At 35.2% G+C, this 12,348-nt stretch carries 14 protein-coding genes; 4 read left to right on the top strand and 10 right to left on the bottom strand.

The genetic code is table 11. The features are described 5' to 3' along the window. Positions 1-91: 91 nt before the first annotated feature. From AM499_RS20575 to AM499_RS20565, 3 genes are all read right to left on the bottom strand, one after another. Positions 92-571 carry an NUDIX hydrolase gene (locus tag AM499_RS20575; RefSeq protein ID WP_053591945.1) on the bottom strand — a complete coding sequence of 160 codons (480 nt, stop codon included), beginning with the start codon at positions 569-571 and terminating at the stop codon, positions 92-94. Between the two features lie 8 nt (positions 572-579). After that, positions 580-1,050 (bottom strand): YbaK/EbsC family protein, encoded by a 471-nt coding sequence (locus AM499_RS20570; RefSeq protein WP_053591944.1) that lies wholly within the window; start codon positions 1,048-1,050, stop codon positions 580-582. A 118-nt stretch (positions 1,051-1,168) separates the two neighbouring features. Continuing rightward, the gene (locus AM499_RS20565) at positions 1,169-2,080 is read right to left on the bottom strand and encodes a GNAT family N-acetyltransferase (RefSeq protein ID WP_053591943.1); all 912 of its coding nucleotides are present in this window, start codon (positions 2,078-2,080) and stop codon (positions 1,169-1,171) included. A 127-nt stretch (positions 2,081-2,207) separates the two neighbouring features. On the opposite strand from AM499_RS20565, the gene AM499_RS20560 reads away from it, so the two are divergent. Further along, the gene (locus tag AM499_RS20560) at positions 2,208-2,492 is read left to right on the top strand and encodes a phospholipase (RefSeq protein WP_056833139.1); all 285 of its coding nucleotides are present in this window, start codon (positions 2,208-2,210) and stop codon (positions 2,490-2,492) included. Between the two features lie 87 nt (positions 2,493-2,579). Here the strand turns inward: AM499_RS20560 and AM499_RS20555 are convergent, their stop codons facing one another. From AM499_RS20555 to AM499_RS20545, 3 genes are all read right to left on the bottom strand, one after another. Beyond that, positions 2,580-3,011, bottom strand: coding sequence for an SRPBCC domain-containing protein (locus AM499_RS20555; RefSeq protein ID WP_053591941.1), 432 nt, complete (start codon positions 3,009-3,011; stop codon positions 2,580-2,582). A 276-nt stretch (positions 3,012-3,287) separates the two neighbouring features. Continuing rightward, the gene (locus AM499_RS20550; RefSeq protein WP_053591940.1) at positions 3,288-3,791 is read right to left on the bottom strand and encodes a GNAT family N-acetyltransferase; all 504 of its coding nucleotides are present in this window, start codon (positions 3,789-3,791) and stop codon (positions 3,288-3,290) included. A 15-nt stretch (positions 3,792-3,806) separates the two neighbouring features. Then, the gene (locus tag AM499_RS20545) at positions 3,807-4,811 is read right to left on the bottom strand and encodes a glutathione S-transferase family protein (RefSeq protein WP_053591939.1); all 1,005 of its coding nucleotides are present in this window, start codon (positions 4,809-4,811) and stop codon (positions 3,807-3,809) included. A 198-nt stretch (positions 4,812-5,009) separates the two neighbouring features. On the opposite strand from AM499_RS20545, the gene AM499_RS20540 reads away from it, so the two are divergent. Further along, positions 5,010-6,293: a phytoene desaturase family protein gene (locus AM499_RS20540; protein WP_053591938.1), complete on the top strand. Its 1,284-nt coding sequence runs from the start codon at positions 5,010-5,012 to the stop codon at positions 6,291-6,293. 4 nt (positions 6,294-6,297) lie between these two features. Continuing rightward, on the top strand, positions 6,298-7,161 hold the full coding sequence (locus AM499_RS20535) for an RNA polymerase sigma-70 factor (RefSeq protein ID WP_053591937.1): 864 nt from the start codon (positions 6,298-6,300) through the stop codon (positions 7,159-7,161). Between the two features lie 68 nt (positions 7,162-7,229). Here AM499_RS20535 and AM499_RS20530 read toward each other — a convergent pair whose 3' ends face one another. From AM499_RS20530 to AM499_RS20520, 3 genes are all read right to left on the bottom strand, one after another. Then, positions 7,230-7,619 (bottom strand): iron chaperone, encoded by a 390-nt coding sequence (locus AM499_RS20530; RefSeq protein WP_053591936.1) that lies wholly within the window; start codon positions 7,617-7,619, stop codon positions 7,230-7,232. Between the two features lie 96 nt (positions 7,620-7,715). After that, the gene (locus AM499_RS20525; RefSeq protein ID WP_053591935.1) at positions 7,716-8,831 is read right to left on the bottom strand and encodes a M20 metallopeptidase family protein; all 1,116 of its coding nucleotides are present in this window, start codon (positions 8,829-8,831) and stop codon (positions 7,716-7,718) included. A gap of 159 nt (positions 8,832-8,990) precedes the next feature. Further along, positions 8,991-10,106: a M20 metallopeptidase family protein gene (locus tag AM499_RS20520; protein WP_053591934.1), complete on the bottom strand. Its 1,116-nt coding sequence runs from the start codon at positions 10,104-10,106 to the stop codon at positions 8,991-8,993. A 330-nt stretch (positions 10,107-10,436) separates the two neighbouring features. Between AM499_RS20520 and AM499_RS20515 the strand changes: the two genes are divergently transcribed. Beyond that, positions 10,437-10,931: a L,D-transpeptidase family protein gene (locus AM499_RS20515; RefSeq protein WP_053592317.1), complete on the top strand. Its 495-nt coding sequence runs from the start codon at positions 10,437-10,439 to the stop codon at positions 10,929-10,931. 69 nt (positions 10,932-11,000) lie between these two features. Here AM499_RS20515 and AM499_RS20510 read toward each other — a convergent pair whose 3' ends face one another. Further along, positions 11,001-12,287 carry a glycosyltransferase family 2 protein gene (locus AM499_RS20510; protein ID WP_197275577.1) on the bottom strand — a complete coding sequence of 429 codons (1,287 nt, stop codon included), beginning with the start codon at positions 12,285-12,287 and terminating at the stop codon, positions 11,001-11,003. Positions 12,288-12,348 lie beyond the last annotated feature (61 nt).

Here is a 12,348-nt window from a genome sequence, read left to right as displayed (position 1 = left end):
AACAGTTACAACAGTAAACCCCAATATTTAATTTATTTAGAGTTTATATAAAAAAGGTAACCACTTGAATGGTTACCTCGGTCTACTTTATTTACAATTTGATTTCTACTAAATGCTCAATTTCTAGAGGTAAATCTGTTATTCTCTCTTTTAAAAATAATGGATAAAGATTTAAATCTATTAATTCTTCAAAGGGCTTCCAATAATACGTATGTATTTTTCCCTCTTCATTTACTGTAAATTCGTTTCCTCTAACATAGAATTCTTCGTCTTGTAATTCTAGCAAATAGAAAAAACAAATTTCATGAAACTTCTCTTTCAGTGTTGCTTCCTCGAAAAAGTTTTCATTTACCCATAACATACGCTTAATGTTCACTTCCAGTGAAAGCTCTTCTTTTATTTCTCTTCTTATTGCATCTTCGCTTTTTTCATGCAATTTTACCCTTCCGCCAGGTACATAATAATAGGGTTGATTTTCATCGTTCATGATTAGTAATTTTTCATCATGAACGATTAATCCTGCCACGCGATAATTAAATCTGCCTTCAGCTGTTTTAAATGAACTATCCATATTGTTATTTACTCCCATCCTTTGCAAACATCGACCCATTCTTGCGCTTTTGAATATGTATATAATTCTTCACAAGTAAGTTCTATTGCACTATTGCTACTACCACAAGCAGGGTAAACAGTTTCAAACCGTTTCAAAGATTCATCTACATAAACAAGAACATTATCTGGAATGCCAAAAGGACAAACTCCACCAACAGCATGTCCCACATTCTCCAATACTTCATCCGGGGACAACATTTTAGCCTTAACACCAAATGTACTTTTAAACTTTGCATTATCGATTTTTGTATCTCCTGCTGCTACTACAAGGATACTATCATCCTCTTTCTTGAAGGAAAGTGTTTTCGCAATACGCGCAGGCTCTACATCAAGAGCTTGGGCAGCAAGTTCTACAGTTGCACTCGACGCTTCATACTCCTGTATCTTATCAGCTATTCCTAGTTTAGAAAAATATTCTCTTACTAATTCAATTGTCATGACATACACCTCTAATTGATCTTTTGATTAATCATAACAGGTATTCATACATATAAGCGCGTGTTATTTCCAACAAAACATTTTGATCCTATCCACGATAATCTCCATTTATACCATATTAAATTTCAACATCCGTAGAATGAATATCGTATTTATAACAAGTTACTGCCTCTACTTGCTCAAATCCTTCTTGCACATATAAGGCTTTTGCATGGTTATTATCTGCGTTTACACAAAGGATTGTTCTTTTATAATTTTTTTCTTTCGCAAAGTGTAAGGAAGCCCTTAGCAGAACTCTACCTAATCCTTGCCCTTGATATTCGGGTATAATAGCAATTGGTCCTATATTCATAATTGGTGCATTTTCGTATTCATCAACTGTTCCTCGAATAACCCCCACTGCCTTGTCCCCATGATATAAAATCATGGCTCCTCCCTCAATATGGTCATCATCTGACATCATTTTCTTTACCATCCCAGGTGTGATAGGAGTCTCACTTCCTTTAAGTTTCGCAAAGCTCGAGTTTCTTACTGCACACCAAGTCTCCTCATTTCCAGGTTGAAGCTTTTTTATCTCATATCCATTTGGTAAATGGAATTTCGGTACTTCCCTATCCTCTCTCACAAGAACAAAAGTGTATCTTTCGATATTGAACTTTAATCCTTCCATAACTTCCGATAGCTTCCTATTTTCAAATGGTACAAACAAGAAAACCTTCTCTAGCTCTTTCGTATGCAACATGATTGCATTCATAAGCAAAGTATAAACCTCGAAGCTTTCGATTTCAGTGTGAAATATTCGAAACCGTGCCTTATTCCCACTTCTATGATATTCATCCATTATTAATGAAACAGTACCTACAATACCATCTTGTTCATTCAGAACAATATAAGTTGGGTTTTCTACTGTCGGCTCGAAGCTTTGTAAATCTTCTTCATATAAAAATGAATCATCCAACTCCGCTCGGTGTTTCTTGCAATACTTTATAAAGTCATTAACTCGATTATTTTTTAATTCTTCAATTCTCATTAATATCCCCCTAACACGTTTTTGGTGCTATTAAATTTGTATGTCTCTTAGGAAACAGTATATACAAAATCGGTAACTATTGAATAGATTATATTAAATGGAAGGTAATAGAAGGGAGGTTGCTAATTTGTATCAGAGAAGGAATAGGAATCGTCGATTTTGTTTGTTTCCAGGATACAACTGGTGTGGACCTGGTTGTAGTGGGCCTGGTGCACCTATAAATGCTGTGGATGCAGCATGCATGGCACATGATAAATGTTATAGTAGAGGCATTAATCCTTGTGAATGCGATCATGAATTTCTCCGTAATCTCCATCCTCTTATTAACCCTTATACGCAAGAAGGAAGACATGCTCGAATACTCTATAATTATATGAAATTACAAACAGTATTCACTTGTTTTAAAATTTAACAAGACAAAAACTCTAGATTCCAGGTTCTTATTAGCACAAATAGGACCTGGAATCTAAAGTGAAAAATTGGTCATATAATTTTCCAATTATTTTACAATGCCTGCTCTCAAATTTGTAATACCATATTCCAAATAAGCTTTTAAACAGGTCAGCACATAAACCCAACCTTTTTTATTATCCACCAATGTATTAATAATCTCATCTTCATTTTCATTAAATCCTTCTTCATTAACCTCTATAATCGTACTCAATTCATCTACTTCTTTCATGGAAATAGTTACAGTGTTTTCCTCAAGCTCTCCCCATTTGAATACAATCTTCTTATTGATGTCGATTTCGGTTACTTTAATATTTACTTCTGCGTTATATTCATCGTATCTTAATGTGATCCTCTTTCCTTGCTCCCATCTTTCTGAGCTCGATGACCACCAAAAGTTCCCGATTCTCAAAGGATCCACAAAAGCTTCAAATACCTCACTTGCAGGTTTTAATATTCTAAATTTTGTAAGTATGTTCATATTACTACAACTCCTTTTTTATTGTGTTATTACTTCAAGTATAGACTTTTATCTTATAAAAAAGAGTCCATTTTATAAGAAATAATAAGAACTATGATTTATTCAATTGCTCATAACAGCTATTTTAAGGGATATATTTTTTCTAATTTCACAATCATATCTTCTATCATTACTTCATGTGTTCCTAACATTCCTTCTAAATAATAGATAAATTTCTTTTCAAGTACAAATCAACTTAAAAAGGTGTCATGGAATTCTCCACGACACCTAAATTTATTAAAAAGTAATACGGAACGCTTTTACGACAATTCCATCATTAGTTGGTTCAAAATCAAATTGTGGCAAACGCTCAAACCCAAGATGACCATATAATTTTATAGCATTCTCCATAAAATCAGCGGTATGTAGTCCCATAGCAGAGAACCCTTTAGCTTTAGACCGTTGAATACATTCGTTAATCAATGCTGTTGCCACACCTTTTCCTCGAGCTTGTGGTGAGATGGCTAGCATTCTTAGTTCTGGATAATCAAGTTCGTCTTCCAGTAAACCTTCATAAGCTTTTATTTCAGGAGAAAATAAAGCAACGCTTCCTACTATTACTCCATCAATCTCTGCTACCATTCGTTCTACGCCGGGCTGAATGTCTCCATCTGATAGGATGGATTGTTTTAAAACTTTCCAATGTTCTTCCGGAATTTTAGGAGCATGCTCGGTATATGCGTCTAATCGTTGTTCTCGGATAAAAGATAATTCATCCTCTATTGCATTACGTATAATCACTATTTCCCCATCTCCTTAATTACTTGTATGAACAAGAAATTTTTCTTCTTTTCCACTTAAAGATTCTCGATTATGTGCAGAATTGAAGTTTGAAACATCCGGTCCTTTTGGTAATATGTTTAGACTTTTTTGATCATCACTCGCAATATGGTTTGATAAATGGTAATGGATTTTAATTGCTTCAAAATTAGTTGTATCTCCAAAACCAGGCGTTTGGAACAAATCTCGTAAATAACCCCATAGATTTAGAAAATCAACAATACGATTTCTATTTGCCTTAAAAGCTGAATAATACGCTACGTCAAACCGTGCTAGTGTTGCATATAGTCGAACGTCTGAATCCGTAATATAATCCCCAAACAAGAAGCGTTGCGTCGATAAACGTTGCTCTAATTCATCTAAACGATTAAATAATACGTCATATGCTTCTTCATATGCTTCTTGAGAACGAGCGAATCCACATTTATAGACACCATTATTAACATCATGAAAAATGACATCATTTAATGCATCAATTTCCTCGCGTAAATTTTGTGGATATAGATCAGGCGCATTTTCTTTATGAAAAGGTGTCCATGCAGTTTCTAAATGATTTGTTAATCTAAAGTAATCGTTATTCACTACTTTTTGTTCTTTTACATCTATGATAACTGGTACAGTTGGTCTTCCTGTGTATTCTGGGTCCGTTTTTTTATACATTTCGCTTATATATTGAATACCTAAAACAGGATCTACACCATTTTCATCTAAAGAAAATTCCCAGTCTACACGGCCGATATTCGGACGCATTGGACTAGCAGTACCCAGACTGATGACATCCTCTAAACCTAGCACGCTTCGTACGATCACAGAGCGATGCGCCCATGGACATACAGCAGCCCATAAAAGACGATAACGTCCTTCTTCTACAGGTAATTCTCCTGATTGATTTCCAAATGGCGTTGCAAATTGATTTTTTTGACGAATAAATTTCCCAGTTTTATCAACCTCTACTGGTTCTTCTTTCTTTGTCTTTTCCAATTTTCATCATCCTTTTCAAGTCAAAGTGTCTATAAAATATATAAAACATAGTTATCTACTTTGTTTAGTTAATTTTATTAATTAGTTATCTTGAAGTCAAGATAAAAAAATAGTTTAATTACATTCTTTATTAAATGTCACAACTTAATTAGCTTTCTCGTCTTAATTGATGAAAACATAATAGGAGGTTATCGTCGTATGGTTCAAAAATGGGACGTTGTAATTGTTGGTGGTGGATTAGCAGGGTATGTTGCAGCAAATTATTTAGCTAAAACAGATATGTCTATTTTAATCGTTGAAAAAGGTAAAAAGGTCGGCGGAAGGGCTAGGACAGATAAGGTTAACCAACATTATTTTAATCTGGGCCCACATGCCCTATATAAAAGAGGAAAAGCGGCTCCTATTCTCGAAGAATTAGGTATCAAACTGAATGGAAAATCACCTATATTAGGAGGTACTTTAATTGAAAATAATATGGAGTACACTGCTCCTTTTAATCCTTTGGGACTTTTAACGACACGATTATTGAACTGGAGAGAAAAAGTGGAATGGGTAGCTATATTAAAGAATATAAATAGCTTGGATACAGAAAGATTAGCAGAGCAAACATTTCAGCAATGGGTCATGCAAGTTACGTTATCTAAAAAAGTTCAGTCTTTAATATATACACTCGGCAGACTCACCACGTATTGCCATGCCCCTGAAATGGTTAGCGCAAAGATAATTGTATCTCATATGAAGATTGGAATGGGTGGAGTACTTTATTTGGATTACGGTTGGCAAATGGTAATAGACCAGCTCCATAATAAAGCGGTCATCTCTGGTATTCAAGTTCAATCAAACTCTGTAGTAAAGCAAATTATCAAACTTGAAGAGGAACATTTTAAATTGGTTCTATCTAATGATGAGGAAATTTCCAGTAAGTATGTGCTGAATACCACAGGTCCTCTAGAGCTTAACAAAATGTTAGGTGAACAAGTTAGTATGGTTCAGCGTGATTTCCTTACCCATATGCCACCTATAAAAGGAGCTACACTTGATGTTGCATTAACGAAGCTTCCTAATCCAAAAAAATTGTTTGCAATGGGTATAACTGACCCTTTGTATTACTCTGTTCATTCAAATTACGCCAGACTCTCTGAAGATAGAAAAAATACAGTTTTACATGTTTATAAATACCATCACCCGAATGATCAAATAGATGGTAAAGAAATAAAAAAGGAGTTGGAACAATTTTTAGAAAAGATGCAGCCCGAATGGAAAAAATACGAGATTACTAGTCGTTTTATGCCTAATATTACAGTTAACCAGCGTCTACCTCAATTAGGAGATGAGCAAAAATTGGCCTGTTCTAATATTGAAATCCCTGGATTATTATTAGCTGGAGACTGGGTTTCTCCTTATTCCATTTTGTCAGAAGGAGCAGTAAGCAGTGGAAAACAAGCAGCGAAGGAATTAATACAACTACTCGAGCAGAGGTGATAAAGTGCAAATTAGTAATGAAGATTATCAACTATTTAGACCACTGTTATTTTCAATAGGCTATCGCATGCTAGGTTCAATAGGTGATGCAGAGGATATTGTGCAAGAAACTTTTTTAAAAGCATATCAAATGGATGAACAACAGATTAATAATATTAAAGCATATCTCTGTAAAATGATGACAAACCGTTGTCTTGATTACTTAAAGTCAGCACGTTATAAACGAGAGAATTACGTAGGACCTTGGAATCCCGAGCCACTATTGGTAGAGAAATCTAATGATTTAGATCCGTCTGATGTTGCACTTCAAACAGAAGGATTAAGCATTGCTTATTTAAGGATGATGGAGCATTTAACTCCGGACGAACGGGCAGTACTTCTATTAAGAGAGGTATTTGATTTCACATACTTGGAGATTGCTAGCATGATTGAAAAAAATGAAGATAACTGTAGGAAAATTTATAGCAGATCTAAGCAAAAAATTGCACGAATAGAAAGTGAAAGTTTGAACTATGAAAACAATAAGTCGATTATCAATCGGTTTATCCAAGCTTTTGAAATGAAAAATACAAATGTCTTATTAGAATTAGTATCCGAGAATGTAACACTATATTCTGATGGTGGAGGAAAAGTTAATGCTGCTACTCGTCCAATAACATCACTATCAAACGTTTTAGCCTTGTTATACGGTATAGCGAAAAAAGCTCCTAAGGATTTTTATTTTGAGATCAGAAATGTCAACGGTCAGCCAGCAATGGTGAATTACATGAATGGCTCGCTTCAAAGTATCATTAGTTTTTATATTAGTGATGAAAAAATAAACGAAGTTTACATTATGATGAATCCTGATAAGTTACCTAAACTTTAGATGCTATTTAAAATAAGACTGTCCCCTACAGATTAAGAAAAGGGGCAGTCTCTTATTTTAAATAAATATTATTTTTCTTTTTTCTTCTTATTCTTGGCTTTATTTTCATTCTCAGCGACTCTAAATTTAACTATTTTGCTGATTAGTTCATAAGGCAATGGTTGTTCTAAAGGAAACTGGACGGATCCTTTCGCCCCTTTATATTGTGCAATATCCTCTTTAAAAGCTTCTATTCCGCTTGGAGCTGGATAAAATCCTATATGGTTTTTATAAGCAGCAAAGTGGACTAGGTTCCCATGGAAAGCAAAAGTAGACATTTGATAGCTTATTTTCTCTGTCGCTTCAGGAGCAGCCTCTTTTATTACTTGCCATATTGTTATTAGTTTTTCTTGAACTTCAGGAGGAAAGGTTGAAATATATTCATCTATTGAGTTAAAAGTGACTTTGTTTACTTCCATAATTTCTCCTTCCAAAACCATTTATTTTAGTATAGCATTGCTAGATTAAACTTAAAAAGCATCCACAATAGTGTGAATGCTTAATTTAACGAAGGTTTATAATTCTGCTAGTCCTTTGAAAAGCTCTACAGCCGTTTCAATCATATCATCACGGAAATCATATTCATACGTATGTAGATGTGGATAATCTTCACCGTTCCCTATATAGCACATAGCACCTTTTGTTAGCTTTAAGTAATGGCCGTAATCCTCAGAGCCACGGAATGCTTTTGTCATTTCCACTACCTCAAAACCCTTATTCTTTGCAACTTTACGAATTTTATCAGAGCTTTCTTTGTCGTTTACAGTTTCAGGGAAAGAATCCGCAAAGGTAAAACTAACTTTCAAGCCGTATTCTGCTGCTTGAGCATTAGAAAGATCCTCTAGGTTTTTCTGAAGCTTATCTAGTTCTTCTTCATGAAGAGCACGAATAGTTAACAGCAAATCACCCTTACTAGCAGACATACCGAAAGCTCTTTCGCCTATATCCACTTGTACAACTGTGCAAAGTACAATCCCTTCATTATTCTCTGGTGAGATGAACTCAGGAATCGCATCAATAACTTTAGCAATAGCAAAAGCTGGGTTTGCTCCATTCTCCGGTTGGCTAGCATGTGCTGGTGCACCTTCCATATGGATCGTCATCCCTTTGGAAGCACAGTGCGCAGTCCCATCAATTACATTTACCGAGTTAAAAGCCATGCCACTCATATTATGATAAGCAAAAATTTCTTCGATATTATGTTCCTCGATAAAAGAAGCGCATTGAGCAGCACCGTCCCCGGTTTCCTCCGCATGTTGGAAAAGGAAGAAAATATTTTTGTCTGCACCCTTTTGGTCAATTTCTAATGCAAATCCGGCAAGACTAGCAGAGTGGCCATCATGCCCGCATTTATGAGAAATGCCTGGAAACTGAGAAGCATGTGGAATGTCAATTACTTCCGGCATAGGAAGAGCATCAAAATCTGCACGGTATGCAATATTCTTTTTGTCTTCCCCTGCGCGATATACCGCATAGAACCACTGTTCTTTGTCTACTATTTCTAATTGTGTATGCGTTTTTAAAAAATCTATTAAATGTTGTTTTGTCCAAACCTCATGATTTGAAAGTTCAGGATGCTTATGTAGCTCGTGTCGTAATTGGATTGCTAATTCTAGATTTTTCTTTTCCAAAGCTTTTCTCTCCCTTAACTCATTTTTTTTGATAAGTCGTAAGTGTATCTTGTTAAAATATTCCTATATTTATAGTAGGCCTCATCGTCAGAATAATGCTTATTTCTAAAAAGCGCATTTGGCTAATAAGACAACTTTTTTATTATTTATGCTATATGACTATTGTTCCGTAATACCTTTGAAAAGCTCTACTGCTGTTTCAATGATGTCATCTCGGAAATCGTACTTAGATGTATGGACATGAGGGTAGTCTTCTCCATTTCCGATGTAGCATATTGCACCCTTAGTTAACTTTAAATAATGGCCAAAATCTTCTGAGGCACGAAATGCTTCTTTCATTTCAACTAATTGAAACCCTTTATCTTCACATACTTTACGAATTTTATCTGAACTCCCTTTGTCATTTACAGTTTCAGGAAATTCATCATTATAAGAGAAGCTTACCTGAATACCGAATTTTTCTGCTTGATCCATAGCAAGATCTTCTAAATTTTTCTGAAGTTTATCTAATTCCTCTTCGTATAATGCTCGGATCGTTAAAAGTAACTCTCCCTTACTCGCAGACATACCGAATGCTCTTTCACCGATATTTACTTGAACAACTGTACAAAGTACGATTCCCTCGTTATTCTCTGGGGAGATAAAATCAGGGATTGCATCAATTATTTTAGCAATGGCAAAGGAAGGATTTACTCCATCCTCCGGTTGACTTGCATGTGCAGGAGAACCAACTATGTGAATCGTCATTCCCTTTGATGCGCACTGAGCCGTTCCGTCAATTACGTTTACCGAATTGTAAGCCACACCACTCATATTATGATAGGCGAAGATTTCATCTATATTATTTTCTTTAATAAAAGTAGCACACTGAATAGCGCCATCTCCTGTTTCCTCCGCGTGTTGGAAAAGGAAAAAGATGTTTTTGTCTGCACCCTTTTGGTCGATTTCCAGAGCAAATGCAGCGAGGCTTGCTGAGTGACCGTCATGACCGCACTTGTGAGAAACTCCAAAAAATTGGGAAGCATGTGGAATATCAATTACTTCAGGCATAGGTAGTGCATCAAAGTCAGCACGGAAAGCTATATTCTTTTTGTCTTCACCGGCACGATAAATAGCATAGAACCATTGGGCGTTGTCGACTATTTCTAATTTTGTATGCGTTTTCAAGAAATCGATTAAATGTTGTTTCGTCCAGACCTCTTGATTCGAGAGTTCAGGATGCTGATGCAACTCATGTCGTAATTGAATTGCCAATTCAAGATTTTTCTTTTCCAATGTATATCTCTCCCTTTTAAAATCGAAATTATACAATATAATAGTTTCACTATTTTAAGTATAGTAGTATATATTGAAAAACAGTAGATTCGATAATTTTTACTAGTAAAAAAAATTTTACTTTCTTTGTATGTACGTCATCCAAAAACTAAAAAAACACCCACACGATGTGTAGGTGTTTTAACTATTTAACCATGTTCTAATCATTTGCAATTTTGACTCTTCTTATTACATTTGCCATATCATATATGAGAAATGAAAGGATGAAAACAACACTTTTAAATTTCATCATATTATGTAATATAACTAAAAAATATGGAGGTGATTTTACTGATTCATACAGTAAAGCCAGGAGAAACACTAACTCAAATATCTAGAGACTATCGTACACCGTTATCCACAATCATAAGAGCTAATCCTTCAATAGATCCAAATGTACTATATATTGGTCAATCCATTGTTATACCAGGTTTTCCAGACCCCAATACACTCCCCTATAAATTGGAAGTTTCCATTAACAATCGTTGGCTTCGTTTACTATTGGATGGTGTTTTACAAAAACAGTATCCTATCGCAGTTGGGAGAATGTTATTTGCTACTCCAGTAGGAAATTTTATCATTATAAACAAAGCACCTAATCCAGGAGGACCATTCGGTACTATGTGGATGAGTTTATCGAAAGAACACTATGGAATTCATGGAACTAATAATCCAAGTTCCATTGGTCAAGCAGTATCACGTGGTTGTATCCGCATGAACAATAAGGATGTGGAGGAATTAGCACGCCTAGTCCCAATAGGAACTCCGGTTTTTATACACCCATAACATCAAGAGTGACTACCAAAAAGTCTTTGAAACTGACTTTTATAGGTAGTCACTTCTCTTCTTTTGTCCTTATCGTACATCATCAAGTGATTTCACAACTGTGTGAGCAATTGGTTTCCATTCAACATGCTTAAACAATGCTACGACAGAAATTGGTATATAGGTAAACATGAAAATTGGAAAAGTAATTGTAAAAGCGATTTTTTTCCAGGCAGAACAATGGATTTTTCTCCATTCTGATAATGTTGTCATTAAGCCCAGAACAAAAAGGATTCCATAATACCAAACAAAAGATTCTATTATGGCCGTAGTTGCTCCTTGCATAATCCCTTTCCCCTCAAATATTCCCATAAAGATGCCCAAGTATAGTAAACCATTCACCATAATGCTGATACTAGAAACAAGCATGGCCGGCATGATCATCATCGTCATATCAAAGCATGAAAATCTGTTACCCTTACCTCGGAATATATTTTCAATTAAGTCCTTTCCATATTTAGAAAATACCTGATAAAAACCTTTTGCCCAACGTAATCGTTGATTCCAGGATTGAGCAAAAGTGACTGGTTGCTCGTCATAAAACACAGCGTTTCTACAATAACCAATCTTTTCACCTTTAATAATTTGAGAAACTGAAAACTCGATGTCTTCCGTTAGGAGATGATGTATCCAACCTCCATTGTCTCTGAATACATCTGCATGTACTAAAAATCCTGTTCCAGATACCGCACAACTAGAGTTAAGGGCCATTCTTGGAAGGTTGAGATATTCAGCTTCATGCAGGAACCAAAGTGCATATCCTGCTGAAATCCAATTCTGATCATAGTTCTTAGAATTTCTATAACTAGTGATCACCCTGTATCCTTTATTGAATGTCTTGTTCATCTCCGTTATATAATTCTCGTCCAAGAGATTGTCGGCATCAAACACGAAATATCCATCATACTTATTGGATGAGTAGTCACTTCCAATGATTCTAAGCATATAGTCGAGCGCGTATCCCTTGCCAATCTGAATCTTATTGAAACGCTCTCTAACTATAGCTCCCGCCTTCTCCGCAACCTTAGCAGTATTATCGGAACAGTTATCTGCCACAACGAAAATATCAATCATTTCTTTGGGATAATTTTGATTTTTTATACTTTTGATCAGTTGTCCAATAACGAGTTCTTCATTTCGAGCTGGGATAATAACTGCAAATTTATGGTGATGAACATTCTGTATTTCAGTGTACTTTTTCTGCTTGGCTTTAAATGTGATAAACATATAAACAAATTGGTAGGAATACATTAATGCAAATAATAGGAACATAAGTGAATTAAAATCATTCATAAAAGTTAGTAAAGTTGAGTCCAAACGGATACCTCCACAATTTCTTCATTTTATTTTCTTCATTCTTCAAGTTGGGTATACAATG

Source organism: Bacillus sp. FJAT-22090, assembly GCF_001278755.1.
GTDB lineage: Bacteria > Bacillota > Bacilli > Bacillales_A > Planococcaceae > Psychrobacillus.
This window is presented reverse-complemented; position numbering and strand designations above follow the sequence as displayed.